Origin of the sequence: Bacillus sp. FSL M7-0003 (assembly GCF_038628485.1) — a bacterium.
Taxonomy (GTDB): Bacteria; Bacillota; Bacilli; order Bacillales; family Bacillaceae; genus Bacillus; species Bacillus safensis.
In genome coordinates this window covers 2116782-2143460 of record NZ_CP152024.1, presented here as the reverse complement: position 1 = coordinate 2143460, position 26679 = coordinate 2116782, and the positions used below count along the sequence as shown (strand labels likewise).

General features: G+C 41.4%; 31 protein-coding genes and 1 riboswitch. Of the genes, 27 read left to right on the top strand and 4 right to left on the bottom strand.

Annotated features, from left to right (window positions below):
• From spoVAD to lysA, 5 genes are all read left to right on the top strand, one after another.
• Window positions 1–1017 carry a stage V sporulation protein AD gene (gene spoVAD, locus MHI23_RS10865; RefSeq protein WP_087975841.1) on the top strand — a complete coding sequence of 339 codons (1017 nt, stop codon included), beginning with the start codon at window positions 1–3 and terminating at the stop codon, window positions 1015–1017.
• On the top strand, window positions 1017–1367 hold the full coding sequence (gene spoVAE, locus MHI23_RS10860; protein WP_024422860.1) for a stage V sporulation protein AE: 351 nt from the start codon (window positions 1017–1019) through the stop codon (window positions 1365–1367). Before spoVAD ends, spoVAE begins: the two co-directional genes overlap by 1 nt.
• Before the next feature lie 6 nt (window positions 1368–1373).
• On the top strand, window positions 1374–1982 hold the full coding sequence (locus tag MHI23_RS10855; protein WP_024422859.1) for a stage V sporulation protein AE: 609 nt from the start codon (window positions 1374–1376) through the stop codon (window positions 1980–1982).
• Entirely contained in the window at window positions 1927–3408 is a 1482-nt protein-coding gene (locus tag MHI23_RS10850) for a spore germination protein (RefSeq protein ID WP_024428063.1), read from the top strand. The genes MHI23_RS10855 and MHI23_RS10850 overlap by 56 nt, the downstream gene beginning before the upstream one ends.
• 115 nt (window positions 3409–3523) lie before the next feature.
• Window positions 3524–4849, top strand: coding sequence for a diaminopimelate decarboxylase (gene lysA, locus MHI23_RS10845; protein WP_125587307.1), 1326 nt, complete (start codon window positions 3524–3526; stop codon window positions 4847–4849).
• Window positions 4850–4888: 39 nt separating this feature from the next.
• Here lysA and MHI23_RS10840 read toward each other — a convergent pair whose 3' ends face one another.
• Window positions 4889–5773 (bottom strand): DUF1002 domain-containing protein, encoded by an 885-nt coding sequence (locus MHI23_RS10840; protein ID WP_024422856.1) that lies wholly within the window; start codon window positions 5771–5773, stop codon window positions 4889–4891.
• A gap of 322 nt (window positions 5774–6095) precedes the next feature.
• Between MHI23_RS10840 and MHI23_RS10835 the strand changes: the two genes are divergently transcribed.
• The gene (locus tag MHI23_RS10835; protein WP_008359679.1) at window positions 6096–6533 is read left to right on the top strand and encodes a peptidylprolyl isomerase; all 438 of its coding nucleotides are present in this window, start codon (window positions 6096–6098) and stop codon (window positions 6531–6533) included.
• 229 nt (window positions 6534–6762) lie between these two features.
• Here MHI23_RS10835 and MHI23_RS10830 read toward each other — a convergent pair whose 3' ends face one another.
• On the bottom strand, window positions 6763–8016 hold the full coding sequence (locus tag MHI23_RS10830) for an MFS transporter (protein WP_342491954.1): 1254 nt from the start codon (window positions 8014–8016) through the stop codon (window positions 6763–6765).
• Window positions 8017–8288: 272 nt separating this feature from the next.
• On the opposite strand from MHI23_RS10830, the gene MHI23_RS10825 reads away from it, so the two are divergent.
• The 7 genes from MHI23_RS10825 (at window position 8289) to MHI23_RS10795 (ending at window position 12641) form a co-directional block, all read left to right on the top strand.
• A complete protein-coding gene (locus tag MHI23_RS10825) occupies window positions 8289–8870 on the top strand; it encodes a TetR/AcrR family transcriptional regulator (RefSeq protein ID WP_342491953.1) in 582 nt (193 codons plus the stop codon).
• Window positions 8871–9081: 211 nt separating this feature from the next.
• Entirely contained in the window at window positions 9082–9318 is a 237-nt protein-coding gene (locus tag MHI23_RS10820) for a DUF2164 domain-containing protein (protein WP_024422853.1), read from the top strand.
• A gap of 229 nt (window positions 9319–9547) precedes the next feature.
• Window positions 9548–9892, top strand: coding sequence for a hypothetical protein (locus tag MHI23_RS10815; protein WP_008344451.1), 345 nt, complete (start codon window positions 9548–9550; stop codon window positions 9890–9892).
• Window positions 9893–9999: 107 nt separating this feature from the next.
• A riboswitch (FMN riboswitch) is annotated at window positions 10000–10141 on the top strand.
• Window positions 10142–10394: 253 nt separating this feature from the next.
• Window positions 10395–11045: a riboflavin synthase gene (gene ribE / locus MHI23_RS10810; protein ID WP_025093036.1), complete on the top strand. Its 651-nt coding sequence runs from the start codon at window positions 10395–10397 to the stop codon at window positions 11043–11045.
• An 11-nt stretch (window positions 11046–11056) separates the two neighbouring features.
• Window positions 11057–11683, top strand: a complete 627-nt coding sequence (ribB, locus tag MHI23_RS10805) for a 3,4-dihydroxy-2-butanone-4-phosphate synthase (protein ID WP_080652974.1) — start codon at window positions 11057–11059, stop codon at window positions 11681–11683.
• 26 nt (window positions 11684–11709) lie between these two features.
• Window positions 11710–12174 carry a 6,7-dimethyl-8-ribityllumazine synthase gene (gene ribE, locus MHI23_RS10800; RefSeq protein ID WP_029706184.1) on the top strand — a complete coding sequence of 155 codons (465 nt, stop codon included), beginning with the start codon at window positions 11710–11712 and terminating at the stop codon, window positions 12172–12174.
• A 113-nt stretch (window positions 12175–12287) separates the two neighbouring features.
• Window positions 12288–12641 (top strand): GNAT family N-acetyltransferase, encoded by a 354-nt coding sequence (locus MHI23_RS10795; protein ID WP_024422850.1) that lies wholly within the window; start codon window positions 12288–12290, stop codon window positions 12639–12641.
• A gap of 24 nt (window positions 12642–12665) precedes the next feature.
• On the opposite strand, the gene MHI23_RS10790 is transcribed toward MHI23_RS10795, so the two are convergent.
• Both MHI23_RS10790 and MHI23_RS10785 read right to left on the bottom strand, forming a co-directional pair.
• A complete protein-coding gene (locus MHI23_RS10790) occupies window positions 12666–13190 on the bottom strand; it encodes a DUF309 domain-containing protein (protein ID WP_034623433.1) in 525 nt (174 codons plus the stop codon).
• Between the two features lie 90 nt (window positions 13191–13280).
• The gene (locus MHI23_RS10785) at window positions 13281–13373 is read right to left on the bottom strand and encodes a YjcZ family sporulation protein (protein ID WP_012010430.1); all 93 of its coding nucleotides are present in this window, start codon (window positions 13371–13373) and stop codon (window positions 13281–13283) included.
• A 208-nt stretch (window positions 13374–13581) separates the two neighbouring features.
• Between MHI23_RS10785 and MHI23_RS10780 the strand changes: the two genes are divergently transcribed.
• The 14 genes from MHI23_RS10780 to MHI23_RS10715 all read left to right on the top strand — a co-directional run bounded on the left by MHI23_RS10780 (window position 13582) and on the right by MHI23_RS10715 (window position 26647).
• Complete coding sequence (locus MHI23_RS10780) at window positions 13582–14340, top strand: segregation/condensation protein A (RefSeq protein WP_024422848.1); 759 nt, start codon at window positions 13582–13584, stop codon at window positions 14338–14340.
• The gene (gene scpB / locus MHI23_RS10775) at window positions 14330–14923 is read left to right on the top strand and encodes an SMC-Scp complex subunit ScpB (RefSeq protein WP_024422847.1); all 594 of its coding nucleotides are present in this window, start codon (window positions 14330–14332) and stop codon (window positions 14921–14923) included. Before MHI23_RS10780 ends, scpB begins: the two co-directional genes overlap by 11 nt.
• Before the next feature lie 113 nt (window positions 14924–15036).
• Window positions 15037–15516 (top strand): YpuI family protein, encoded by a 480-nt coding sequence (locus tag MHI23_RS10770; protein WP_024422846.1) that lies wholly within the window; start codon window positions 15037–15039, stop codon window positions 15514–15516.
• A gap of 113 nt (window positions 15517–15629) precedes the next feature.
• Complete coding sequence (locus MHI23_RS10765) at window positions 15630–16781, top strand: D-alanyl-D-alanine carboxypeptidase family protein (RefSeq protein WP_339239946.1); 1152 nt, start codon at window positions 15630–15632, stop codon at window positions 16779–16781.
• Window positions 16769–17356, top strand: coding sequence for a nucleoside recognition domain-containing protein (locus tag MHI23_RS10760; protein WP_024428070.1), 588 nt, complete (start codon window positions 16769–16771; stop codon window positions 17354–17356). The genes MHI23_RS10765 and MHI23_RS10760 overlap by 13 nt, the downstream gene beginning before the upstream one ends.
• Before the next feature lie 4 nt (window positions 17357–17360).
• A complete protein-coding gene (locus tag MHI23_RS10755; protein WP_024422843.1) occupies window positions 17361–17897 on the top strand; it encodes a spore maturation protein in 537 nt (178 codons plus the stop codon).
• 135 nt (window positions 17898–18032) lie between these two features.
• Window positions 18033–18767: a 23S rRNA pseudouridine(2605) synthase RluB gene (gene rluB, locus MHI23_RS10750; protein WP_024422842.1), complete on the top strand. Its 735-nt coding sequence runs from the start codon at window positions 18033–18035 to the stop codon at window positions 18765–18767.
• Between the two features lie 90 nt (window positions 18768–18857).
• The gene (locus MHI23_RS10745; protein ID WP_024422841.1) at window positions 18858–19388 is read left to right on the top strand and encodes a thiol-disulfide oxidoreductase ResA; all 531 of its coding nucleotides are present in this window, start codon (window positions 18858–18860) and stop codon (window positions 19386–19388) included.
• 1 nt (window position 19389) lies between these two features.
• Window positions 19390–21069 carry a cytochrome c biogenesis protein ResB gene (locus tag MHI23_RS10740; RefSeq protein ID WP_024422840.1) on the top strand — a complete coding sequence of 560 codons (1680 nt, stop codon included), beginning with the start codon at window positions 19390–19392 and terminating at the stop codon, window positions 21067–21069.
• Entirely contained in the window at window positions 21053–22231 is a 1179-nt protein-coding gene (ccsB, locus tag MHI23_RS10735; protein ID WP_024428071.1) for a c-type cytochrome biogenesis protein CcsB, read from the top strand. Before MHI23_RS10740 ends, ccsB begins: the two co-directional genes overlap by 17 nt.
• An 85-nt stretch (window positions 22232–22316) precedes the next feature.
• Window positions 22317–23039, top strand: coding sequence for a response regulator transcription factor (locus tag MHI23_RS10730; protein ID WP_003215596.1), 723 nt, complete (start codon window positions 22317–22319; stop codon window positions 23037–23039).
• Window positions 23036–24817 (top strand): ATP-binding protein, encoded by a 1782-nt coding sequence (locus tag MHI23_RS10725; protein ID WP_034623436.1) that lies wholly within the window; start codon window positions 23036–23038, stop codon window positions 24815–24817. The genes MHI23_RS10730 and MHI23_RS10725 overlap by 4 nt, the downstream gene beginning before the upstream one ends.
• Window positions 24818–25020: 203 nt before the next feature.
• Window positions 25021–25629: an RNA polymerase sigma factor SigX gene (gene sigX, locus MHI23_RS10720; protein WP_024422837.1), complete on the top strand. Its 609-nt coding sequence runs from the start codon at window positions 25021–25023 to the stop codon at window positions 25627–25629.
• The gene (locus MHI23_RS10715) at window positions 25541–26647 is read left to right on the top strand and encodes a sigma X negative regulator (RefSeq protein ID WP_125587280.1); all 1107 of its coding nucleotides are present in this window, start codon (window positions 25541–25543) and stop codon (window positions 26645–26647) included. Before sigX ends, MHI23_RS10715 begins: the two co-directional genes overlap by 89 nt.
• The last annotated feature ends 32 nt before the right edge of the window (window positions 26648–26679 follow it).

The window sequence follows — 26679 nt, the reverse complement described above, 5'->3', positions numbered from 1 at the left end:
GTGAAACTAACAGGTAAACAATCTTGGGTATTTGAGCACAAGCTTTATGTCAATGCAGAAGGTACTGCTGCAGGACCGAAAGAAAAAGAAGGCCCGATTGGCCATTTAATCGATAAAACGTACGATGAAATGCACTGTGATCAAAAGAATTGGGAAATGGCTGAAAGGAAGCTCATGGATGATGCGATATCAACCGCTTTATCAAAAGCAAATTTGCAAAAAAGCGATATTGACCTGTTGCTGGCTGGAGATTTACTCAATCAGAACGTCACTGCAAACTATGTGGCAAGAGAGCTGAAGATCCCGTTTCTTTGTTTGTTTGGGGCCTGCTCGACTTCAATGGAATCGGTTGCCATTGCGTCAGCGCTCATTGATGGCGGATTTGCAAATAGAGCCATTGCAGCGACAAGCAGCCATAATGCGACGGCAGAACGCCAATTTCGTAATCCGACAGAATACGGCGGACAAAAGCCCGATACAGCAACAAGTACAGTGACAGGAAGCGGAGCCGTTATTATCAGCCAAGAAGTCTCTGACATTCAAATTACAAGCGCAACAGTGGGCAGGGTCATGGATCTTGGCATTACAGATCCATTTGATATGGGATCGGCCATGGCACCGGCAGCGGCAGACACCATCAAGCAGCATTTAGAAGACTTAGGAAGAACAGTAGATGATTACGATCTGATTTTAACTGGAGATTTATCAGGCATTGGTTCACCGATCTTAAAGGATCTCTTGAAAGAAGACGGCATTCAGCTTGGGAGAAAGCACGATGATTGCGGTTTAATCATCTATACACCCGATCAAAACGTATTCGCTGGAGGCAGCGGTTGTGCTTGTTCAGCTATAGTGACATTTAGTCATATCTTTCAAGAAATGAAAGCAGGGAATTTGCAAAGAGTACTCGTTGTGGCAACCGGGGCGTTACTCAGCCCGATGATGGTTCAGCAAAAAGAGACCATTCCAACCATTGCGCACGGTGTCGTATTTGAGCGTGCAGGAGGAGAGAGCTAATGGATTATCTTATCGCTTTTGTGGCAGGCGGACTTATTTGCGTCATTGGCCAGCTTTTACTAGACGTACTTAAACTCACGCCTGCACATGTCATGACTACTTTTGTTGTAGCGGGTACCATTTTAGATGGATTCGGTATTTATGATAAATTTATTGAATTTGCAGGTGCGGGCGCAACCGTACCAATCGTCAGCTTTGGTCATAGCTTGCTTCATGGGGCAATGCATCAGGCAGATGTACATGGATTCATCGGCATCGGTATCGGTATTTTTGAATTAACCTCTGCTGGAATATCAGCTGCGATTTTATTCTCATTTATTGTCGCGCTTATTTTTAAACCGAAAGGATAACCGAATATGGGGCAAAGACGGAAAGTCATTTTAGTGACAGACGGAGATATATATGCTGCCAAAACCATAGAGCTTGCTGCTAAAAACGTCGGCGGACGATGTATTTCCAGCTCAAAAGGAAATCCAAGCAAACGGACAGGACCTGAACTTGTTCAAATGATTTTAAAAACGCCGTATGATCCAGTCTTTGTGATGTTCGATGATTCTGGACTGACAGGTGAAGGAACAGGCGAGACAGCGATGAAACATGTGGCGCGCCACCCTGAAATCGAAGTCATTGGAGCGATTGCAGTTGCATCCAAAACGCACCAAGCCGAATGGACTAAGGTCCATGTCTCCATTGACAGGGAAGGTGAACTGACAGAATACGGTGTCGACAAACACGGTCTTCCCGAAATGGAGCCCCATAAAATGAGCGGTGATACAGTGTATTGTCTTGACTCCCTCAATCTTCCGTTAGTTGTCGGTATTGGAGATATTGGCAAGATGGGACGGAAAGATGATCTGAGCAAGGGATCTCCAATCACGATGAAAGCAGTGGAATTAATATTAGAAAGGAGTGGTTTCCATGAAGAAAGACAAGGTAAACGTGTACCGAGACCCGAAGAAAAATGAAGATTACTTCAAGGAAAATGTCGGAATGGGTCTCAGCTTTGACCTTGGTGTTCGGAAAATTTATATACACGATCAGGAAATCCAGCTTTACTATGTAAACGGATTGTGTGATACACAGTATATTATCTACTTATTAAAAGAGCTAATCGAAATCAATGACAACGAACCTGAATCCGATGATCTTGCACATGTAGTCGAGAACCGCCTCGTCAATCAGCAGGTCTCCAAGGTAGAAACGCTGGATGAAGCAGTGGATCAAGTACTGTCTGGGCTTGTAGCAGTCGTTGTAGAAGGTGAAAATTACGCCTTTATCATTGATGTTAGAAGCTATCCTGGCAGAATGCCTGAGGAGCCGGATACAGAAAAGGTGGTCAGGGGAGCAAGGGACGGCTTTGTTGAGAATATTATTGTGAATACAGCGCTTATTCGAAGAAGAGTGCGGGATGAAAAGCTGAGATACAAAATGCTCAAAGTAGGCGAACGTTCAAAAGCGGATGTTTGTGTTTGCTATATTGAAGATATTGCAGACCCTGACTTAGTAGATATTATAGAAAAAGAAGTATCAGGAATCAAAGTCGATGGGCTGACGATGTCTGATAAAACGATTGAAGAATTTATAATTAAGCAAGGATATAATCCCTTTCCGCTAGTGCGTTATACCGAGCGTCCGGATGTTGCCGCTAACCACATATTAGAAGGGCATGTCATCATCATTACGGATACATCCCCTAGTGTCATCATTACACCAACCACTATTTTTCACCACGTTCAGCATGCAGAAGAATACCGCCAGGCGCCTGCCGTTGGTACGTTCCTAAGATGGGTACGCTTTTTAGGCATATTATGTTCTACCTTTCTTTTGCCGATTTGGTTTCTTTTTATTCTCGAACCAAATCTCCTGCCTGACAATTTAAGCTATATTGGGTTTAATAAACCTTCTCATATCCCTGTGATTCTCCAAGTATTTCTTGCTGATTTCGGGGTGGAGTTTTTAAGGATGGCAGCCATTCATACGCCAACCGCATTGTCAACCGCCATGGGGTTGATCGCGGCTGTTTTAATTGGACAAATCGCCATTGATGTCGGTTTATTTACACCAGAGGTCATCTTATACGTCTCGCTGGCAGCGATCGGTACCTTTACAACGCCAAGCTATGAGCTGAGTGTCGCCAATAAGATTGTAAGGCTCATCATTCTAGCACTAGTGGCAATTTTTAAGCTGAATGGACTCATCATTGGTTTTACGTTGTTAATCATTTATTTAACATCCATTCGTTCATTGCAGACACCTTATATGTGGCCGTTCATTCCTTTCAATGGAAAGGCTTTATGGCAAGTACTGATTCGGACGTCTGTTCCTGGCTCAAAAGTAAGGCCGAGCATCGTTCACCCTCAAAACAGATCAAAAATTCCGCCAAATTCTTAACGCTCATTGAAAGTGGCTGAAGATTGTGATATTGTATTTTTAACTTTGAGACACGGCAAAAGGCAGCTCACGCAGCTGCCTTTTTTCAGCCGAAGTGGAGAAAGAGGGAATGACATTGTATTTACACGGCACTTGCAGACAAAATGAACTCGGTCATTTAGAAATTGGTGGTGTTGATGCTGTTTCTTTAGCTGAAACGTATGGGACACCACTTTATGTATATGATGTGGCTTTAATACGGGAGCGCGCAAAAAGCTTTCAAAAAGCATTTATAGAAGAAGAATTAACGGCACAGGTAGCATATGCGAGTAAAGCATTTTCCTCCATCGCCATGTTTCAGCTTGCCAAAGAAGAAGGATTATCTCTTGATGTCGTATCAGGCGGTGAGCTTCACACAGCCATTTGCGCTGGATTCCCAGTAGAAAAAATTCATTTCCATGGCAATAATAAAAGCAGAGAAGAATTAAAAATGGCTTTAGAGCATGGGATCGGCTGTATTGTTGTGGATAATTTCTATGAAATGAAGCTCATTGAACAGCTTGGTCAAGAGCTGTCAAAAAAAGTGAAAGTATTGCTCCGCATCACGCCTGGTGTCGAAGCGCATACGCATGATTACATTACGACAGGTCAAGAGGATTCAAAATTTGGCTTTGATCTTCACAATGGACAAGCAGATGAAGCGGTGAAACAAGTGCTTGGTTCAGAAGTGATCGAGCTTTTAGGTGTTCATTGTCATATCGGTTCACAAATTTTTGATACGGCTGGTTTTGTCCTTGCAGCAGATAAAATCTTTTTGAAGCTGGATGAATGGAGAAGATCATTTGGTTTTATTTCTACAGTATTAAACTTAGGCGGCGGCTTTGGGATTCGTTATACAGAAGAGGATGAACCACTTCCTGCGACAGAATATGTCGAAAAAATTATCCAAGCTGTGAAAGAGAACGTGGCCCGCTACCAGTTCGATATGCCAGAGATTTGGATAGAACCAGGCCGTTCTCTTGTTGGAGATGCAGGGACGACTCTTTATACGATCGGATCATCAAAACATGTACCTGGCATCCGTGATTATGTAGCGATAGATGGCGGAATGAGTGATAACATTCGTCCAGCTTTATATCAAGCGAAATATGAAGCCGCAAGTGCCAACAAAATGAGCCAAACGCATGATCAAACGGTTTCAATTGCCGGTAAATGCTGTGAAAGCGGAGATATGCTCATTTGGGATATCGATCTGCCAGAATTATCACAAGGGGATTTATTAGCTGTCTTTTGTACTGGAGCTTACGGCTATAGTATGTCAAACAACTATAACCGTATCCCGCGCCCAGCTGTTGTGTTTGTAGAAGACGGAGAAGCGCAGCTTGTGGTTGAGCGTGAAACATATGAGGACATTGTGAAACTTGATTTACCGTATCAATCAAAAGTGAAATCATCTACTTAAAAAAAGCCGCCTGGTGTTCAGGCAGCTTTTTTTCATGAATTATTTTCCTCCAGTGAATACAGAAACGATCGCATTCCAAATGGATACAAAGAAATCCCAAATCTTTTGAAGAAGGTTTTTCCCTTCATCCGATTCTATGAATTTAGTAATCTTGTCTTTTGCTTTATCAATTTGAGATCCTACTTGATTCCAATCGATATTGATGTTTTTCATTTTATCAAATAACGAGACAAGCTGATCTTTTTGATCCTGCGTCAGATTTAAGTTCAAATCAGAAGCAGCCTGATCCACTTTTTCTTCTACTTCTTTTGTGGTTTTAGGGACACCGTTTTTTGCAATGTCATCTTTGATTTTTGCAATAAGGGCAGAAGCGTTATCTTTCCCGATAGAGTCACCCAATTTAGAAGTTGTCACAAGCTCTTCGTTTGCCACCTGCTTCACATCTTCTGGAATGGCTTTGTCGCTTGACACCTCATACGCTTTTAGTAAGCCCGTCAGTGCGGCTGTACCAGATACTTCAAATGGAGCAGTCACGACAACCTTGGCATCTTTGACACCTGCTGTCATTAAAGCATTTAAATACATCTCATCTGTAATGGTCTTGATGTTGTGTGTATCCACAGTGAGACCAGTACCTGATTTTTCAATGGTGATCGATGAAGATGATAATGCTCTCGTCCCGATAGAAGAACGAGGGATGTATTTTCCTAAATATTCGTGCTCTTCTTTATTGGTTACTTCAATTTTTGTCGCATTTTCAGGTGGATTCAACTCGTCAAGCACCTTCTGGCGATCAGCCGGTGTTAAGTCTTGCCCGAGTGTGACGATGACATCGCCGACAGCTGCATCCGCTAAGCTGACTTTTGGCGCACCAATTAGGAAAAGGAGCGCTGCCATCATACCAAGCATCATTTTTTTAAACATGTTGACCTCCTTCAAGTCGAAAGCGTTCCCCTTTCAAGAGAAACTTTAGCTTTTGAGTACACGTAAAGTAGTGCACTCCATCATATAGACGTAACAAATTGGCTTGACGTTTCAATTTTCTTTTTAAGATGTGTTCCTGTTCCGATAAATGAAGACATGTCATTCAGTCAAATATCATTTTATTAGGAAAAAAGAATCAAGCAACCCTATTTTATCAATCATCAGCTAAGAGGTAAATGACAATCGAAGAGCAGGGGATGTTTAACATCACCGAAAATGTGCTATAATGAGCGTTGTTTAACCTGAAAGGAGAATGTGAAAAATGGCGAAAAAAGGATACATACAATTAACGAATGGAAAGAAAATTGAGTTTGAACTTTACCCAGAGGCTGCTCCAGGTACAGTAGCAAACTTTGAAAAATTAGCGAATGAAGGCTTCTACGATGGATTAAAATTCCACCGCGTGATCCCAGGCTTCGTCAGCCAAGGCGGCGACCCAAACGGTAATGGAACGGGTGGTCCTGGTTACACAATTAAATGTGAAACAGAAGGAAATCCACATCAGCACGAAAGAGGTTCATTATCAATGGCACATGCTGGTAAAGACACAGGCGGCAGCCAATTCTTTATCGTACATGACCCGCAGCCGCACTTAAACGGTGTTCACACTGTTTTTGGCAAAGTAACATCTGGTATCGAGGCTGTACTTGATATGGAGCAAGGGCAGGGCATGGAAAAAGTTGAAGTTGTAGATGCTTAATCTAAAACACCGCTTAATCGCGGTGTTTCAGCGTGTAGACAAACCCTTGCATTCGGTGTCAGGTCTGCGCTCCGGTACTCACGAATGTTAAATTCGCTCCGTTCCAGTGCTCGCCTTTCCTAGACTTCAATGGTTTTCAAACACGCTGAAAAGAAGACAAAGGGCTAAAATCAAGTTCATTTTAGCCCTTTGTCAACAATAAAAGACACCGCTTAATCGCGGTGTTTTTTTATTTTGTTTGTGAGACGACTGTGATTTGTTTCGTTAGGCGGTAGGTGATGAACCAATACAAAATGGCGAAAGCGCTGATAGAGGCACCAAAGAGACATACTCCGCCCCAGCCATAGGTCGCGTATATACTGGTTGAAACAATTGAACCGGTCGCACTGCCGATGGAGTAAAAAATCATGTAAGCCGCAGTAAGCCGGCTTCTCGCCTCAGCCCGTACTGTAAAAATCATACTCTGATTGGTCACATGAACTGCCTGCACAGATAGGTCAAGAAGGATAATGCCAATGACTAATGCAATAAGTGAATGTTCAGTCAAACTGATGAAAAACCATGAAATGAATAATAGGACAAGGGCTATACCAGTTGTGAACTGTCCAAAACCTCGATCAGCAAGGCTGCCAGCCCGAGCAGCCCCTAACGCTCCGGCTGCTCCAGCAAGACCAAATGCGCCAATTGCAGTATGTGAAAGAGAGTATGGCGGAGTACTGAGAGGCAGTACGAGTGAAGTCCATAACGTACCAAAGACGATAAAAATCAGAAGAGCCAAAATCCCACGGATGCGCAGGATTCGTTCTTGTATGAACAATATAAACATTGAACGAAGCAGATGAACATAGGATAATGACTCTCTTTTGCTGTCATCACGCGGGAGCACTCGGAACAATACGCCAGTTAGGATAAGCATGATGACGGCAGAAACAAGATAAACAGACCTCCAGCCAGCAAAATCGGTTAATACACCAGCAAAGGTTCGAGCGAGAAGAATGCCGGTTACGATTCCACTTTGCACCAAGCCGACTATACGGCCGCGTTCTTCTGGAGCAGCCCAACTTGCTGCAAACGCAACGAGTACCTGAGTGACTACAGCGAGCAGTCCGACCACTGCTAATCCTAGAAATAGGACGGTGACGATAGGAGCGATGCCGACTAGAATGAGGGCAAGCACAGATAAAAGCATCTGACCGATGATGAGCCGTCGTCGATTCAATAGATCACCAAGCGGTACTATCAGTAGCAGCCCCGCCGCATAACAAAGCTGAGTAATCGTAATGACAATACCAATGGATGAATACGTGATACCGAACTCGTCTGCCAGTGAATTTAGTAACGGTTGTGCGAAGTATATGTTTGCAACAGCCATCCCGCACGCTGCTGCAAAAAGTAGTGCCATATAGTGACTCATCTTTGATTCAGGTTTTAATCGAAAATTCATATTAGGATGATCTCTTGGAGTCATTTTATCTTTAACCATTCATTGCATCCTCTCCTTTTTGTATTAAAAAGTATAATATACCGATCGGTATAAAATGATTCCTGTTAAGGATAACCAACAAAATGTTTTAAAGTCAAGAGTTTCATCCGGTCATTCTAAGTTGATCTTGAAAGCAGAAAGACAGTTTGACAATTTTACATGAATAAAATAAAATTATAATGTACTGATTGGTAATAAAAAATGATATCCTTACAAATAAATGAATAATTGTTTTGGTGAAATGATTTTATTGTTGAAAAGAGGAATTGAGGATGGTTCGACAGCGTGAGTTTGATGAGGAAAAAGCGTTGGATGATGCAATGGTGCTTTTTTGGGAAAAGGGGTATAGAGCTACAACGTTAAGCGATTTGACTGCAAAAATGGGAATACAGCGGCCAAGCTTATACTCAGCCTTTGGAGATAAAGAGGAGTTATTTGAGGCTGCATTACGTAAATATACAAAGCAGCATGCAGCCAATATTCGAACAAAACTTCAAAACAATCAATCTGTAAAGAAAGCATTTCATACTTTATTTACAGATGTAGTGGAAGAGGAATATAGAGATGGCCCGAGTAAAGGCTGTTTTTGCATTAATACGATAGTGGAACTTGCTCCACACGAAGAGAAATTTGAAATTCTGACAAGAGAGCATCAGATGTATCTTTCGGTCATATTTGAAGAAAAGATTGTGCAAGGTATTCGCTCGGGTGAGCTTGAAAGCAGCTTGAATGCTAAAGCCTTAGCACAGACACTGGTCGTTTCTTTCATCGGGCTTACCGTCCTCATGAAGTCACGTCCAGAGCGTTCATTTGTAGATCATTCTGTAGCGACGATCCTATCCATTTTAAAATAAAATGGACAACACGCTATGACAGCTTCCATGAAAAATCATACAGCATAGTGAAAACGTATTTGATCCATTACATCAAAATACGCTTTTTCTTATAGGGCAGTCATGCGCAGAATGTATTTTTATGATATGATAGGAGAACAAACATTCGTATTTGCGGGGTGCCAGCACATCAGATGCAAATGAAGAAATCGGAAAGAAAGAAGGGGATACTTTGAAACCACTCACAAAAGAAGAGAAAAATCAAATGACGATGGCCATTCAGCGTTATTTTGCCGAAGAACGAGAAGAAGAGATTGGTGAATTAGCAGCCATTAATATACTAGAATTTATCACAAAAAACCTTGGAAGCTACTACTATAATCAAGGGGTTCGCGACAGCCGCAGCATCGCTGTTCAGCGGTCACAATTGTTAGAGGAAGACTTATTTGCACTCGAAAAAAGAATATAATGAAAAGCTTGCAGTATGGTGTGTTACGAACTAATAAACAGGAAAAAGACCCCCTTAATTAAGAACGCATATTCGTATCATATGTAATGATTAAGAGGTGGAACCAAAGGGCCATCTGAATCGTTATATAAGTAACCATTAATGAAAATCAGCTTTTTTGGTTTTATTTCAATAAAAGAAGGAATAAAACATACAAATAGGCGAAGTGCAGATGATGGAGGTTCTAAATATGGGGAAAATTAAATTAAAAATTGCGATCTTATTTGTTTTACTGCTTTGTTTAGGCGCAGGTTATTTATACATGAATGGCATGAAAATTGAAGATGTGCCAACAGCCATTGGCGAAAGCTTAACAAATAATGATAAAGATTACACCATCTATGAATATACCATTACGAAAATTGATGGAGATGAATATTACGGTCAAGCGAAGAATGGCACAAAAATCATTTTTAATGGTAAGAAATTTGAAGATGATGTGGCCGATCTGAAAAAAGGCGATCGTATTAAAGCCTACTTTAGTAATGAAAAAAGAATAGATGGACTGATAAAAGTAGTAAAAGTCGTAAATTAACATGTCTCCTTTCCTATAAGGAGGCTTTTTTGTGTGAAGAAATCTTGATTGTTGCATTTGACAACAAGGATCGCTATAATAGCCCCTAAGGACAGCTAAATATCGATTGTATCCTTCGGGGCAGGGTGAAAATCCCGACCGACGGTAATAAAGCAAATGCTTTACAGCCCGTGACCCGTTAATTTATTAACGGTTGATTCAGTGAAAAGCTGAAGCCGACAGTGAAAGTCTGGATGGGAGAAGGATAAAGAAAGCTATGAACGAAAAATATTTGTTGATCATAGTCTTATTTCTGATGCAAAAAAAACAAAGCCCCGGAATTTTTTCCGGGGCTTTCTGTATGATTTTGTCGTTAATAGACTGCATGCAGTGTTTATTAGGTGATCCCTCATCTACCTTGTATGGACCATAAAAAGCGACGAAGGTGCTCAATCGATCACATGTCCCTAACATCGCTTTTTTTAAAAGTGAGAAATACAAATGAAACGAAAGGGAGGATCACATGTTTACGGGGATAATTGAAGAAGTTGGCACCGTTCAGTCATTAAGTAAAAAGTCAGCAGATGCCATGGAAATTGTCATTACATGCAGCCGTGTGCTGGAAGATGTTCACCTCGGAGACAGTATTGCCATTAATGGAGTATGTCTCACAGTCACTAGCTTCACAAAAGAACAGTTCGCGGCAGATGTGATGCCAGAGACGGTCAAAGCGACATCGCTGGATCAGCTGACACTAGGCAGTCCAGTGAATTTAGAGCGAGCCATGTCCTCAAATGGACGATTTGGCGGCCATTTTGTCTCAGGCCATGTTGATGGAACGGCTGTCATTACCCGGATAGAAAAGAAGAGTAATGCCATTTACTATGATTTAAAGATGAACAAGACCCTCACAGATATGCTCACCCAAAAGGGTTCGATCGCAATAGATGGTGTCAGCTTGACCATTTTCGATTTGCGAGATTCACATGTCACAGTCTCTATTATTCCTCACACGCTTGAAGGAACTATTTTCCCGACTAAATCTATGGGGGATATCGTGAATATAGAGTGTGACATGATCGGTAAATACATTTATCGCTTTATAACAAAAGAGCAGAGCGAAAAACAGCCATCTCGATTGACCCCATCATTTCTAAAAGAGCACGGATTCTAGGAGGCGATTGTATGTATCATTCCGTTGATGAGGCAGTAAATGCCCTTAAACAAGGAGAAATCATTATCGTAGTGGATGATGAAGACAGAGAAAATGAAGGAGACTTTGTGGCACTTGCTGAGCATGCCACACCTGAGGTGATTAACTTCATGGCATTACATGGAAGAGGCCTCATTTGTACGCCAGTCCATGCGTCGATCGCCAAACACCTGAATCTGCATCCAATGGTTGAACATAATACGGATGCACACCATACAGCGTTTACAGTAAGCATCGACCATGTGACAACGACGACTGGTATTAGTGCTTTTGAGCGCTCCACGACCATGCTGGCCATGTTAAATAAAGACGCAAAACCAGAAGAGTTTGCCCGACCAGGACATGTTTTTCCGCTTATTGCAAAAGAGGGCGGCGTACTAGAAAGACCGGGTCATACAGAGGCGGCGGTTGATCTTGCTAAACTGGCAGGCTCAGAGCCAGCGGGTGTCATATGTGAAATTATGAATGCAGATGGATCAATGGCGCGCGTCCCTGAACTAAAGGAGATCCAAAAACAGCATGATTTAAAGATGCTGACAATCGAAGCATTACAGACATATTTAAACAACAATCGAACAGCCGCTATTGAAACAAAATAAAAATCACAAAAAAGGATGATCAACATATGAATACAATACAAGGCCATGTAGTAGCAGAAGGACTAAAATTTGCAATCGTTGTAGCGAGATTCAATGATTTTATTACAAGTAAACTGTTAGATGGAGCGGAAGATACATTACTAAGACACGGAGCAAATGGTGATGATATCGATGTTGTGTGGGTACCAGGCGCTTTTGAAATCCCGTACATGGCAAAAAAATTAGCAGAAACCAAAAAATATGATGCAGTCATCACACTTGGAACCGTGATCAGAGGCGCAACGACTCACTATGATTATGTTTGTAATGAAGCTGCTAAAGGAATTGCTCAGAGTGCTATGTCAACAGGGGTACCGATTATCTTTGGTGTACTCACAACAGAATCTATTGAACAAGCCATTGAAAGAGCTGGTACAAAAGCAGGAAATAAAGGCAGCGAATCGGCTGCAGCTGCTATTGAAATGGCGAATCTCAATCGAACGTTCTCTTAATTTAGTGAAAAAGAGTTTAAAAACGGTATAAAAATGTTTATAATGTGTGATGAGCAAATGAATCATAAGACATTTGCTAGAAATTAGGATAATTTGAATATTGAGGGGTATATATGTTAATTCGTTACAAGAGGTCTTTTGAAAAAATTGCCATGGGACTTCTGTCCTTTATGCCGGGTGAGAAAGACGTCAAACAGCTTCAGCAGACGATGAAGTCATATGAAATGGATGAAGATCGGCAGCTGTTCCTATGGAAAGATGGCGAGGATATTGTAGGTGCTATTGGTGTGTTGAAAACAGACGACCAAGTACAAATTGAGCATATTAGTGTGAATCCATCCCATCGTGATCAAGGAATCGGCAAGGAAATGGTTTTAGCCGTGGAAGAAATATTTAAAACCAAAACACTCATTCCAAATGAATTAACGCAAGGCTTCTTTCATAAGTGTCACAGCGAATCAAATTAAATATCACACATGTAAAAGCAGAGGCTACAGTCCTCTGCTTTTTTTACGTTCAATCTGCTTTTTTCGTTCCAGCAAAACTTCTGTCCGGTCACGGAGTCTATGTTTTTCGATTAAAAATGTATGGGATAAGTTGCTTTCCTGTCCAAAGAGCAGTCCTTCTTTTTTGGCCATTTCTTGGCATAAAGAAAGAAGTGCTTCATCTTTGATTGGCAGCTTCACACTTTCATAGGGCATATCTTCATCCATTTTCTTTTTCAGCATTCTCAGAAGCATCAGAAATGCCTCATCATCCAGACCGAGATTCGATAATACTGAACGGTTTGCTTCTAACAAATGAAGACTGTTAGAAATAAGCCGTTTTGCTCCTTTTCCATTTCCCCGCCTTTGATGATACAAGGCAACAGCGAGCTGGATGAGCCCAACCCAATATTCTTTGCGCTGCTCAGGGGGATCTTCTTTCCAATATTCCTCTAAAATTTCATGACACTCAAAATAATCTCTTGTCGTATGAAATTCGTGTAAAAAAGCCACGTACGCTTCAGGATACACAGCGGTCATCTCCTTTTCCACTCTCAGTCTAACATATCGAAAAGAAAAGAAGAAAGAGCGTCCCTTTAGTGAAAAGGACGCTCTGTTTCTTTAATAAACCCAAGCCGCGCCAACGATGATCAGCAAGATGAAAAGCACGACAATTAGCGCGAATCCTCCGCCGAAGTTATAGCCATCTCCCATAATGATACGGCCTCCTTTTTCATCAGTTCTGATTACAATGTATTCTATGTATAAATGCCCTTATTGGTATGGGCGGATCCACAGTTTTTCTCGATTTGCCTAAGGCATCATGGCCGAAATTATATTGGACGAGAGCTTTATCCTGTCTTATACTAAAGGTTAGCCGGTGAAACGGTACTTAGAAGACAGTAGAAATGGTGAGAAAAAGATGCTGGAATATCAGGTGAAAATAGATTCGTTCGAGGGTCCTTTGGACTTGCTTTTACATTTAATTAACCGGTTGGAAATTGATATTTATGATATTCCCGTCGCTAAAATTACGGAGCAGTATTTATTATATGTCCACACGATGAGGGAGCTTGAGCTCGATGTTGCGAGCGAATATTTGGTCATGGCTGCAACCCTCCTGAGTATTAAAAGCAGAATGCTTCTTCCGAAACAAGAGGAAGAGCTGTTTGATGAAGACCTGCTCGAAGAGGAAGAAGACCCTCGAGAAGAGCTGATTGGCAAATTGATTGAATACCGCAAGTATAAAAATGCAGCACAAGAACTAAAGGAACGCGAAGAAGAAAGGCAAAATGCCTTTACAAAACCACCGAGTGATTTAAGCGAATTTGCAAAAGAATCAGAAGCGAAGGACACAAATTTACACGTAACGGTGTATGATATGTTAGGTGCGTTCCAAAAGGTATTAAATCGAAAGAAAATAACGAAACCAGCACCATCAAAGATTACAAGACAAGAAATCCCGATTGAAGACAAAATGAATGAGATTATGAACCATTTAAGAAAAACAAAAAAGCGGACCAATTTCATGACTCTATTTCAACATGATCAAAAGGAACACCTTGTCGTGACGTTTCTTGCTGTTCTCGAATTGATGAAAAGTCATCAAATCATGCTAGAGCAGGAAGGGAACTTTGAAGACATTTATATCATAGGGAGTGAAACGATTCATGACGCTTGATATCGTGAATTGGAAAGCCATCTTAGAAGCGCTGCTGTATGCAGCAGGTGACGAAGGCTTAACAAGAAAACAGCTCATGTCTGTTCTTGAAGTAGATGAGTCGGTATTACTCGACATTATGTCTTCCGTAAAGGAAGAATATCAAAAACAAGAACGAGGGATTGAGCTCATTGAATATGCAGATTCATATATGCTGCTGACGAAAAAAGAATACAGCATGTATTTAAAAAAATTAGTCGAGACACCATCCAAGGGTTTGTCGCAGGCAGCGCTGGAGGTGCTTGCCATTGTTTCTTATAAACAGCCGATTACACGCAGTGAGGTAGAGGAGATCAGAGGAGTCAAATCAGAGCGTGTACTTCATAGTTTAGTAGCCAAAGCACTGCTCTGTGAAGTAGGACGTGCCGATGGTCCGGGACGAGCGATTCTGTATGGGACAACCCCTACCTTTTTAGAGCAATTTGGCTTAAAGGCTTTAGATGAATTACCGCCGCTTCCAGAGAATGTAGAAGCAGATGGAGTACAAGAAGAGGCCGATCTATTTTTTGAAAACTTCAATCAAACATTTGAAGACATAAAATAGTTCAAAAGAATGAAAAATGTATGATAAAATATAAAAAAGATTTTAGGTCTAAAATCTTTTGATGACAGATAAAATGGTGACAAAGCCATGAGGGGAAGGTAAACACGAAACAAATGGCACATATGAATGTAAAGGCTCAAGTTGATCAAGCAGGCGTCTTTTTATCAAAGGTTGCAATTGAAATGAATGGTTTTCTGAACGAAACCACCTTATCAAGCTTGAAACGATTAAACCCCGAAGCGGAAGCCTATTATTGTGACATATTGAGTACATTACGGAAGCTTGCAGTGTACAGCGAGGATGCAGCAGCAGTTTGCAGGAAAATGGGCCAGCAGCAGACATTCCCGCAGCAAGCCGCACAGCAGATGCTCCACCGTATTTATCATCAATGTATTGAAGAATTTTTCACGCCTAAAAAGGATACATGGTATGAAGACAGCCGTTCGGCCTATACAGGAAAAAGCAGCATTGTTTTTCACCATGAAGTATCCGCTGATATGAAACAATTATTTTCTTCATTAGAAAAAGACTTTTTAGCGATGAGAGAAGAGCTGGAATATACGACTTCTCATCAGCAAGTGAAAATGGTATAAGCAATTTGAAGAAGCGCCTCTATATGTAGAGGCGCTTTTTTTTATGGACGAGGCATCATAACTTTTTCAGCTGAGCATACACTTGTACAAAACGGACAAGGACGTGAATGAACATGCCCTATTTAAAAATTGGAACAGCAGTCCTTCTTCTATTTACACTCTTACTGCCTTTTTCCTCACATGCCAAAGCAGACATTTCATTATCAGTGAGTGCAAGAAGCGCCATTTTAATAGATGGACAGTCAGGCAGAGTCCTATTTGGAAAGGACGAGCACGAAAAAAGAAGAATCGCCAGTATTACAAAAATTATGACGGCTGTATTAGCCATTGAATCAGGAAAAATGAAAGATACTGTCAAAGTATCAAAACGTGCGATTCAGGCGGAGGGGTCATCCATTTATTTAAAGGAAGGGCAGAAGGTGAGCTTAGAAGATTTGACATACGGGCTCATGCTGCGTTCTGGAAATGATGCAGCTGTTGCCATTGCAGAGCATGTTGGCGGCAGCTTAGAAGGATTTATCTTTATGATGAACCAAAAGGCGGCTGAACTAGGAATGGAGAATACAAATTTTCAAAATCCGCACGGACTCGATGATCATAAAAATCATTATTCATCAGCCTATGACATGGCGATCCTAACAAAATACGCGATGAAACATAAACAATATCAAAAAATTGCCGGTACAACTTTCTATAAAGCGAAGACAATGGAAGGCTATTGGAAAAATAAAAACAAGCTGCTTACCGGTTTATACGAATATTCCACTGGAGGGAAAACAGGATATACAAAGCTTGCAAAACGAACACTTGTCTCCACCGCTGCAAAGGGTGATGCTCAGCTGATCGCTGTGACCATTAATGCACCTGACGACTGGAAGGACCATATTTCTATGTTTGAATATGCATTTGATCACTATAAAACGTATGTGCTTGCTGAAAAAGGAAGGCTTGCTTCGTTAAAAGGGACCTTTTACGAAAAAAAAGCGTTTATCAAGCGTGATGTGGACTATTTTTTAAATGAAGATGAGAAAAAACTTGTCAAAATTGAAACGGAAATGCTCACCCCTGAAAAGAAGTGGAAAAAAAACGCCGAAGCCATCCCAGATGTTGTAGGAAAAATGACGATTTTGTTAGATGGACAGGTGATCGAGCAATTACCGATTTTTTATGAAAATAAACGAAACCGCATGCCTCAAAAAAGCTTTCAAGAATTGTTTAAGTCTGTCTTTCAGACATCTATAGGCGGATCTTCATGGTCAATCTAATTTGGGTATTTCTCACTGTCATCGGTCTTGTCTATGCGATGTTTAATGGAACGATGCAGGAAGTGAACGAGGCTGTATTTAAAGGCTCAAAAGAAGCGGTTACTATTTCAATTGGTTTGATTAGTGTCCTCGTTTTTTGGCTCGGGCTCATGAAGATTGCCGAAGAGGCAGGGCTGTTAAAATTCTTTAGTAAATTGTGCCGGCCTTTTATTTCAAAGCTATTCCCGGATATTCCGCCTAATCATCCTGCAATGGGATATATTTTATCCAATCTCATGGCGAATTTCTTTGGTCTCGGGAATGCTGCTACACCGCTTGGAATTAAGGCGATGGAGCAGATGAAAGCATTAAACGGCGGAAAAAATGAGGCAAGCCGTTCTATGATTACATTTCTAGCGGTCAACACATCCTCTATCACACTTGTGCCAACAACCGTCATAGCAATAAGAATGACCTATGGGGCAGATCAGCCAACAGACATTGTAGGGCCAACCATTTTAGCAACACTCATTTCAGGAATCGGTGCAATTATCATCGATCGTTATTTCCACTATCGCAGAAGCAGGCGGGGGTGATCTTGTGGCATTTATTAACTGGCTGTCACTTGCTTTGATTCCACTGATCATCGCAGGAATTTTGATTGCTGGAACCATTAAAAAGGTACCAACCTATGAAACATTTGTGGAGGGAGGAAAAGAGGGCATTCAAATTGCCTTTTCAATCATTCCCTATTTAGTCGGTATGCTTGTAGCCATTACGATATTCCGTGCATCAGGTGCGCTTGATTTTGTTATGGGACTATTAAAACCAGTCTTTACAGCGATTGGTTTCCCGCCAGAAGTCGTGCCGCTTGCGTTTATTCGCCCGATATCAGGAACGGCTGCACTTGGAATGACATCAGACTTAATAGCGACGTATGGCCCAGATTCTTTTATTGGCCAGCTTGCAGCTGTCATGCAAGGGTCAACAGACACCACCCTTTACATCTTAACGGTCTATTTTGGAGCAGTTGGGATTAAAAAAATGGGAGATGCGCTGAAAGTAGGTTTGCTAGCAGATCTCATTGGTGTCATTGCCTCTGTGATTATCGTCAGTTTGTTATTTAGCGGCGCCTAATCAGGCGCTTTTTTGTATTTCATGGATGGAAAATCGCTTTTTAGCTGAAATTAGACAGACGAAACGCTTATTTTTCCACGAATGCTTGTTTGTTTTAAGTCAAGCAAGTAAGATAGTACATGAGGTGAAAGACAAATGGAACGTTTACAGAAAGTAATTGCACATGCCGGCGTCGCTTCAAGACGAAAGGCTGAAGAATTAATTAAAGAAGGACGAGTTACCGTTAATGGTCAAACAGTGACAGAGCTCGGAGTGAAGGTGGGCTCTTCAGATAAAATTGAAGTCAATGGATTAAAGCTTGAAAGAGAAGAACCGGTTTACTTTATGCTTTATAAACCGCGCGGCGTCATTTCTGCTGCCGAGGATGATAAAGGACGCAAGGTCGTCACAGATTTCTTTGATGATGTCCCGCAGCGCCTTTATCCAATCGGCCGGTTAGATTATGATACGAGCGGTTTGATTTTGATTACAAATGATGGGGAATTTGCCCATAAGCTCATGCACCCGAAATACGAAATTGATAAAACGTATGCAGCGAAGCTAAAAGGCATTCCATCAAAGGAACTGCTTAGAAAGCTAGAAAAAGGGATCATGTTAGATCATAAAAAAACAGCACCTGCTCGTGCGAAAATGCTTTCTATTGATAAACGAAAACAAACTTGTATTGTTCAATTAACCATTCACGAAGGCAGAAACAGACAGGTGCGCCGCATGTTTGAAGCGATTGGACATGATGTGTTAAAGCTAAAAAGGGAGCAGTATTCGTTCCTTCATATTGAAGGTATGAGACCAGGAGACCGCAGAGAATTGTCTCCGCATGAAGTAAAGCGCCTGAGAGCAATTGCCGATCATGGGAAAAGCGCTTTTTAATTTTCACATAAACTTCAAAAAATGAAGAAGCATCAAAAGAAGGAGAATGCTATAATTTACCTGAATGTCTATGGGGAAGGGGTACTTCAGATGAAAAAAAGACGGTTTTTCATACGGACGGGCATTCTCCTCGTGATGCTTGCTGCACTATGTTATACAATGTATAACTCAGTATTTGCCAAACAGGATCGAGTCAAAGAAGGATCTATTGCGCCAAACTTTGTCCTTCAATCTGTCGATGGGGATCGGATTGAGTTAAAGGACTTAAAAGGCAAAGGTGTCTTTCTTAATTTTTGGGGTACATGGTGTGGTCCGTGTAAACAGGAATTTCCTTATATGGCGAATCAATATGAAGTGTTCAAGGATCGCGGTGTGGAAATTGTTGCAGTCAATGTTGCGGAATCCAAGATTGCCGTGAAAAATTTTATGGAGTCCTATGGCGTGAATTTTCCTGTTGCCATGGACAAAGATCGTCAAGTGACAGAGGCATATGATATTACGCCGCTGCCAACCACATTTTTAATCAGTCCTGAAGGCAAGGTAATCAAAGTCATAAAGGGAACGATGACAGAACGTAATGTCTATGAATATATGAATTTGATTAAACCAAAGGGGTCATAGAATGAAAGAGGTAAAGTGCGAGTGTGGACATATTAATCCAATCGGTACTGTTCTATGTGAATCATGCGGGAATCCCATTGCGGCTAAAGAGAAAAACTCTTCAAAGCTGCTTGATATGAGATATGACGGCAGTGCAAGACGCTCGCAAACATACAACAAAACGATTGTTGATAAAGTATGGAACTTTTTTTCTTCCGTTAAAGTGGGTGTGTGGCTGATTGTCATTACACTGCTCGCTTCTTCGCTTGGAACGATTTTTCCGCAGGAGCGATTTATTCCGCCAGGTGCATCTGCTTCCACGTATTATGAAGAGCAATATGGATCGTTTGGCAAGCTGTATTACACACTTGGATTTCATGATCTTTATAATTCTTGGTGGTTTTTAGCTCTTGTCGCATCAATCGGAATCTCCCTTGTCATTTGCAGTCTCGACCGCGTTATTCCTCTTTATCGAGCACTCAAAAACCAAGGGGTTATCAAAAAAGAAGGCTTTATGAGAAGACAGCGTCTGTTTAGCGAGACAGACAAAACATTAGATCAGCATACATATGAAGGCATCATAAGAGCAATGAAACAAAAGCGTTACCGTGTGCGAGAAGAAAATGGGCATATTTTAGCCGAAAAAGGACGTTTTTCACGCTGGGGACCTTACGTCAATCACATTGGACTAATCATCTTTCTCATTGGAGCGATGCTCCGGTTTGTCCCGGGCATGTACGTGGATGAAACGCTTTGGGTCAGAGAAGGGGAAACTGCACCAATTCCAGGTACGGATGGTCAATACTTTTTGAAAAATAATGCGTTTTCAATTGATCGCTATGAAACTGGAAATGAAAAAGAAGTGTTTGAGAATGCCATTGAAAAAGCTGGCGACGGTCAAGTGGTGAAAAGCTATAAAACGGATGCTATTTTATACAAACGTGAAGGAGAAGTTGTATTTGGTGAAAAGCCCAAGCTGAAGCAGGTAACAGAACACGATATCAAAGTGAATGAACCGCTCAAGTTTGACAATTTCTCATTATATCAAGTAGATTTTAAGCAAAATGAACTCGATCAAATGGTCTTTCAGCTGATTCGTAAAGATACAGAAAAATCTTTCGGTACAGTGAAGATTAATCTGCTGGAGCCTAAGTCAGAATATGATCTTGGTAGCGGTTACAAAGTCAAGGTGATGAGCTATCTGCCTGATTTTTATTTTGACGATGATGGAACGCCGAGTACGAAAACAAGGAATCCGAATAATCCTGCTTTCGTGTTTGAAATGATTTCTCCTGAAAAACCTAAAGGTGAAAAAAGCTTTGTCGCCATTCAAGAGACAGTAGAGGGTTCTGATAACAATCTATATAAAATGAAGTTTGATCGGGTTGAAACGAAAAACGTTACAGGGTTAACAGTTAGAAAGGATTTAACACTTGGCGTGCTCATAGTAGGCGGAATCATCTTCATGATTGGTGTCGTGCAGGGGATGTATTGGCAGCATAGAAGAATCTGGCTGTCGGCAAAGGATGGAAAAGTATTGGTGGCAGGACATACAAACAAAAACTGGTTCGGCTTAAAGTCCGATATTGGAGTGTTACTGAACGGCAGTGGCATCAAACAGCCAGTTGATCAAAAAGAACTGCCTGATACAACAAGTATCAGCAAAAGCAAGGGGGAAGGATTAGATGGCGGCAGTCAGTGAAAATCTGTTATTTGCAGCTTTTCTATTTTATTTAGCGGCAGTTCCTTTTTTTGGTGGTGCCATTAAGGGAAAAAAGAAAGAGGAAGGACCGCGCAGGAATAAGGCGGCACTCATTGGCATTACGCTTACCATCATCGGTTTTTTGAGCCAGTTGGGCTATTTTATTTCAAGATGGATCGCATCTGGCCATGCACCAGTCAGTAATTTGTTTGAGTTCACAACGGCTTTTGGCATGATGCTGGTGCTTGCATTCATCATTTTATATTTTGTGTATCAAGTATCTGTACTTGGTTTATTCACACTTCCAATCGCTTTATTGATTATTGCCTATGCAAGTATGTTCCCATCAGATATTTCACCGCTGATTCCTTCACTTCAAAGTAATTGGCTTTATATTCACGTGACAACAGCAGCACTTGGCCAAGCCATTTTAGCCATCAGCTTTGTGGCAGGTGTCATCTTTCTATTAAAGCATGTGGATCAAACAAAGCCAGGGAAGAAGACGTTTGGTTTAGAGCTTGTCATGTTTATGATTGTGGTCACACTTGCATTTATCGCTGTTACGTCTATCTTTAGAATGACAGGATATGAAGCGACATTTAATTGGATCGATAAAAATAAAGAAAAAAGTGAGATGGTCTATGAGCTGCCAGCTCTTGTCGGACCTCATAAAGGGGAGCTTGTGACGGAAGATCGTTTGGAACCGTTTGTCGAGCTGCCGCCTGTTTTTTCAGGTAGAAAGGTCAATACGGTGTTATGGTCATTTGGCGTAGGGCTGATCATATACGGACTCATTCGATTGATCATTCGCAAACGGCTGAGCGCACTGCTTCAACCGCTAGTGAAACAGGTGAACTTAGATTTAGTTGATGAAATTGGGTATAGGGCGGTTTCGATTGGTTTCCCTGTATTTGCGTTAGGCGGGTTGATTTTTGCCATGATCTGGGCGCAAATTGCATGGACTAGGTTTTGGGGCTGGGACCCGAAGGAAGTATGGGCATTGATTACGTTTCTCTTTTATGCTGCCTATCTTCATCTTCGCTTGTCGCGGGGCTGGCATGGTGAAAAGTCCGCATGGCTTGCTGTGATCGGCTTCGCCATTATTATGTTTAATCTCATCTTTGTCAACCTTGTCATTGCGGGGCTTCATTCTTACGCATAATCACAAGGAAAAGCCAACTTTTATGATTCAATTCGGCTTTTTGTTAAAATGAATGTAACAACGGAGAAAGCAGGAGGACTGTCTAATGGAACACACAACTCAAACGAAAATATTAGTCGTAGATGATGAGGCAAGAATTCGCCGCCTTTTAAAAATGTATTTAGAACGTGAGAATTATGAAATCGATGAAGCGGAAAATGGAGATGAGGCGATTCAAAAAGGGCTTCAAACCGATTACGACCTCATTTTGCTCGATTTAATGATGCCTGGTACAGATGGAATCGAAGTGTGTAATCAAATTCGAGACAAAAAAGCGACTCCAATCATTATGCTGACGGCAAAAGGAGAAGAAGCCAACCGCGTTCAAGGATTTGAGGCAGGAACGGATGACTACATTGTCAAACCTTTCAGCCCGCGTGAAGTGGTTTTACGTGTAAAGGCATTGCTCAGAAGATCGTCTCAAACGTCTTATTTGAATACTGGGACAACAACAAAAGATGTTCTTGTGTTTTCTCATCTTTCTATTGACCATGATGCACATAGAGTGACGGCTGATGGCAAAGAAGTCAGCCTCACGCCGAAGGAATATGAGCTTTTATATTTCCTTGCAAAAACACCAGATAAGGTCTATGACAGAGAAAAGCTGCTAAAAGAAGTATGGCAATATGAATTCTTTGGAGACTTACGAACAGTTGATACGCATGTCAAACGACTTCGTGAAAAACTGAATAAAGTGTCACCAGAAGCAGCGAAAAAAATCGTAACTGTATGGGGTGTCGGGTACAAATTTGAGGTCGGCGCTGAATGAAACTGTGGAAAAGTGTTGTAGGAAAGCTATGGTTAACCATTCTTTTCCTCGTCCTGATCGTTTTATCTATTTTAACTGTGCTTCTTTTAGAGTTCATTGAAAATTATCATGTAGAAGAAGCAAAATCTGATTTAACACAAATGGCAAACAAAGTAGCGGTCATTTTAGAAAGCCATGAGGATCAATCGCTTGCAAGGTCGATTACATCAGAGCTCGCTGACAAATTGACGAGTATTGCGATCATCCAAGAGGACGGGCTAGAGTGGTATTCGTCTGAAAAAGACGGGAAGCTTCCTGCGATTACAAAGAAACAAATTGAAGCAGACAGCGATTTAAATCAAGCACTGAAAGATCGTAAAAAAATCAGTAAACGTGCAGAACCTGATGCAGGCAATCAAAAAGATGAACGGATTGTAGTCGGTGTTCCATATGAGGCGAATGGAAAAAAAGGCATGGTCTTTCTTTCTCAGTCACTCCTCGCTGTAGAACAAACAACGAAACATACGACACGCTACATCTTTTTAGCCGCCGGAATTGCGATTGTACTGACCACTATATTCGCTTTCTTCTTGTCAACACGTGTCACCTATCCTCTCAGAAAGATGAGAGAGGGTGCACAAGATTTGGCGAAAGGGAAATTTGATACAAAGATTCCTATTTTAACGCAAGATGAAATTGGAGAACTGGCGATCGCCTTTAATCAAATGGGGAAGCAGCTTAAATTCCATATCACAGCCTTAAATCAAGAAAAAGAACATTTATCTAATATTTTAAGCAGTATGGCTGATGGCGTCATCACCATCAATATTGATGGAACGATCTTGATGACAAATCCTCCAGCAGAACGATTTTTGCAGGCATGGTATTACGAGCAAAATATGAAGATCAAAGATGGAGATGAACTGCCGCCAGAAGCGCGCGAGCTATTTCATACAGCTGTCAGCACAGAAAAAGAGCAAATGATCGAAGTTACGCTGCAAGGGCGTACCTGGGTTCTTCTCATGTCTCCGCTGTATAATCAGCAGGATGTCAGGGGAGCAGTTGCAGTCCTTCGTGATATGACGGAGGAACGAAGACTTGATAAACTGAGAAAAGACTTCATTGCCAATGTCAGTCATGAGCTTCGTACGCCAATTGCCATGCTGCAAGGGTACAGCGAGGCAATTGTAGATGATATTGCAGGATCAGAAGAAGAAAAGAAAGAGATTGCGCAAATTATCTATGATGAATCACTTCGAATGGGACGTCTTGTGAATGACCTTCTAGATCTAGCGAGAATGGAAGCAGGTCATATTACACTGAATCTTGAATCAACAGATACGGAAGAGCTGACAGAGAAGATCTACCGCAAGTTTCTCGGGATTGCGAAAGAAAAACAAATCGACCTTACGTATGATATTCAAGTGGATGAACCGAACTTTGTATTCGATCCAGATAAGATTGAGCAAGTGTTTACGAATCTCATTGATAATGCCATTCGTCATACACCAGAGGGCGGCGAGGTTCACTTCTCGGTTCAATCGGTGGAGAACGGACTGAAAATGGATGTAAAAGATTCGGGGAGCGGAATTCCGGAAGAGGATCTGCCCTTTATTTTCGAACGCTTCTATAAAGCCGATAAAGCAAGGACAAGAGGACGTTCTGGTACTGGACTTGGCCTTGCGATTGTGAAGAACATCGTCGAGGCACATCAAGGCTCTATACATGCTCATAGCAAAGCGGGTGCAGGTACACACTTCACATTCTATATTCCGAGAAAAAAGCAGGAACTCGTCTAATCTTGACGAAGAATCTTGTTACATGAGAAACACTTCTTTTCGTAAAGAAAATGAAGTGTTTTTTCTATTTTCAAATTTTTAAGGAGAAGTTAAACAAAAAGCCCTTTCCAAACTGTCGAACTTGTAATATATTTGTCATAAAGTTGTAATGTAACGTTTTATAAGAGTCACTCGACAAAAATAAGTGAACGGAGGGGTTTCCTATGCATGAAACCTTTCAAAAAATATATGATTCGTACCATCAAGATTTGTACCAGTTTTTATTTTATATGGTTAAAGATAAAAATCAGGCAGAGGATCTCGTACAGGAGGTTTACATTCGGGTACTTCACTCATATAAAACTTTTGAAGGAAGAAGCAGCGAGAAAACATGGCTGTTTTCAATTGCAAGGCATGTGGCGATTGACTGGTTTCGCAAGCAGCAAACCATTAGACAACGGGTACTCGGCACGTTTGATTGGGATAAGCAGGATGTAAAAGACCCAGACTTGCTCCCAGACGAACTGGCTGTACAGGATGAAAATACTAAAGAAATTTATGCCGCGCTTGATCACTGCACGATTGATCAAAGAGCTGTCATCATTTTAAGGTTTATCCAGGGCTACTCAATCATGGAGACGGCAAAGGCGCTAAAGTTCTCGGAAAGCAAAGTCAAAACAACGCAGCACCGAGGCCTGAAAGTGCTCCGAAAACATATGGAGCTTTTGAAGGAGGAGCTAGTGAATGAAAACGAACAGGTCCGATTGGAGCGAAGAACGAATCAAGGTGTTACTAAGTCAGCTTCCAAAGGTGGAGGACAACCGTTCATCTAAGCAGATATACCAGCAGGTGCTGATGGCAAGCGGGAAGAAAAAGAAAAGTGTCAAATGGATCGGTCCAGCGGTGGCAACCGTTGTGGTTTTATTTATGGCGTTTTTAATTTCTCCTCATTTATTTCAGCCGGCTGCTCAAGAACAGCACCAACAGATGAAAATGGAATCAAGTGCTGATAAAGGTCAGGCAAATGCCACATTAGAGCCCGTCAAACAGGCAAATGGTACCACACACGTTGTTTCTCATGAAGACAAGCAAAAGTATATGACGGTTGCATACATAGATGAATCGACATCTCAAGTGGTTCCCATTAGTATTGAAAAAGAGAATGAACATGGCCATTTGCAGGAAATGATGAACACATATGAACAGGTGCAGCTGCCTGAAATGACAAAGCCTCTTCAATCTTATCTTGAGATGGTGGACCTTCGTGAAAATGGGAATACACTTGTTTTTCAGTTAAAAAATGATTTGTCCCTTGATACGATAAAGGAAGCCAATCGATTTAAAGATATGGTAAAAGAAACGCTCAAATGGAGCAGGTATAAACAAGTGGAGGTCAGGTCAGTTAAAGGTTCTCATCTTCAATTAGGGACTAGCAGCTTTGGCACGATATCAATTGATAAACAAACGAAGAAAGCTTATTACGTGTTAGAAAATAAGAGCGGGACTTTTTTGGTGCCCTCAAAAACACATTATTCTACTTATGAAGATGCGGTAGAGGCCATGAAACGCACGAGTGATTCTGGACTTAAACCATTAATTAAAGAAGAACCCATTAAAGAAGTGACATCAAAAGGTAAGCATGTAACCATCACGTTTGGAGCATCAGCGCAATTATCGGACTCAATTGATCATACTCTACTCATTGAAGGTCTGCTGCTCACAGCGAAAGATTTTGGTTTTACAGATGTCACCATTCAATATGCAGGAACAGATCAAGTAGGACCATATGAATTAAATGAACCAATAGAGGTGCCGGCTCTGCCGAATCCAGTTGTCATCAAAGAACGTTAAAGGACGCAAGCATTTCATTGCGTTCTTTTTTG

Excerpts from the sequence above, each read along its gene's own strand:
- ribE (WP_029706184.1), top strand. The coding sequence starts at position 11,710 with ATGAATACAATACAAGGCCATGTAGTAGCAGAAGGACTAAAATTTGCA.
- MHI23_RS10740 (WP_024422840.1), top strand. The coding sequence starts at position 19,390 with ATGAAAGAGGTAAAGTGCGAGTGTGGACATATTAATCCAATCGGTACT.
- sigX (WP_024422837.1), top strand. The coding sequence starts at position 25,021 with ATGCATGAAACCTTTCAAAAAATATATGATTCGTACCATCAAGATTTG.
- MHI23_RS10825 (WP_342491953.1), top strand. The coding sequence starts at position 8,289 with ATGGTTCGACAGCGTGAGTTTGATGAGGAAAAAGCGTTGGATGATGCA.
- MHI23_RS10840 (WP_024422856.1), bottom strand. The coding sequence starts at position 5,773 with ATGTTTAAAAAAATGATGCTTGGTATGATGGCAGCGCTCCTTTTCCTA.
- ribE (WP_025093036.1), top strand. The coding sequence starts at position 10,395 with ATGTTTACGGGGATAATTGAAGAAGTTGGCACCGTTCAGTCATTAAGT.
- MHI23_RS10760 (WP_024428070.1), top strand. The coding sequence starts at position 16,769 with ATGGTCAATCTAATTTGGGTATTTCTCACTGTCATCGGTCTTGTCTAT.
- MHI23_RS10830 (WP_342491954.1), bottom strand. The coding sequence starts at position 8,016 with ATGGTTAAAGATAAAATGACTCCAAGAGATCATCCTAATATGAATTTT.
- MHI23_RS10780 (WP_024422848.1), top strand. The coding sequence starts at position 13,582 with ATGCTGGAATATCAGGTGAAAATAGATTCGTTCGAGGGTCCTTTGGAC.
- MHI23_RS10770 (WP_024422846.1), top strand. The coding sequence starts at position 15,037 with ATGGCACATATGAATGTAAAGGCTCAAGTTGATCAAGCAGGCGTCTTT.
- MHI23_RS10835 (WP_008359679.1), top strand. The coding sequence starts at position 6,096 with ATGGCGAAAAAAGGATACATACAATTAACGAATGGAAAGAAAATTGAG.
- MHI23_RS10730 (WP_003215596.1), top strand. The coding sequence starts at position 22,317 with ATGGAACACACAACTCAAACGAAAATATTAGTCGTAGATGATGAGGCA.
- MHI23_RS10855 (WP_024422859.1), top strand. The coding sequence starts at position 1,374 with ATGGGGCAAAGACGGAAAGTCATTTTAGTGACAGACGGAGATATATAT.
- MHI23_RS10795 (WP_024422850.1), top strand. The coding sequence starts at position 12,288 with ATGTTAATTCGTTACAAGAGGTCTTTTGAAAAAATTGCCATGGGACTT.
- ccsB (WP_024428071.1), top strand. The coding sequence starts at position 21,053 with ATGGCGGCAGTCAGTGAAAATCTGTTATTTGCAGCTTTTCTATTTTAT.
- MHI23_RS10765 (WP_339239946.1), top strand. The coding sequence starts at position 15,630 with ATGCCCTATTTAAAAATTGGAACAGCAGTCCTTCTTCTATTTACACTC.
- MHI23_RS10715 (WP_125587280.1), top strand. The coding sequence starts at position 25,541 with ATGAAAACGAACAGGTCCGATTGGAGCGAAGAACGAATCAAGGTGTTA.
- MHI23_RS10745 (WP_024422841.1), top strand. The coding sequence starts at position 18,858 with ATGAAAAAAAGACGGTTTTTCATACGGACGGGCATTCTCCTCGTGATG.
- spoVAE (WP_024422860.1), top strand. The coding sequence starts at position 1,017 with ATGGATTATCTTATCGCTTTTGTGGCAGGCGGACTTATTTGCGTCATT.
- ribB (WP_080652974.1), top strand. The coding sequence starts at position 11,057 with ATGTATCATTCCGTTGATGAGGCAGTAAATGCCCTTAAACAAGGAGAA.
- scpB (WP_024422847.1), top strand. The coding sequence starts at position 14,330 with ATGACGCTTGATATCGTGAATTGGAAAGCCATCTTAGAAGCGCTGCTG.
- MHI23_RS10815 (WP_008344451.1), top strand. The coding sequence starts at position 9,548 with ATGGGGAAAATTAAATTAAAAATTGCGATCTTATTTGTTTTACTGCTT.
- rluB (WP_024422842.1), top strand. The coding sequence starts at position 18,033 with ATGGAACGTTTACAGAAAGTAATTGCACATGCCGGCGTCGCTTCAAGA.
- MHI23_RS10785 (WP_012010430.1), bottom strand. The coding sequence starts at position 13,373 with ATGGGAGATGGCTATAACTTCGGCGGAGGATTCGCGCTAATTGTCGTG.
- MHI23_RS10725 (WP_034623436.1), top strand. The coding sequence starts at position 23,036 with ATGAAACTGTGGAAAAGTGTTGTAGGAAAGCTATGGTTAACCATTCTT.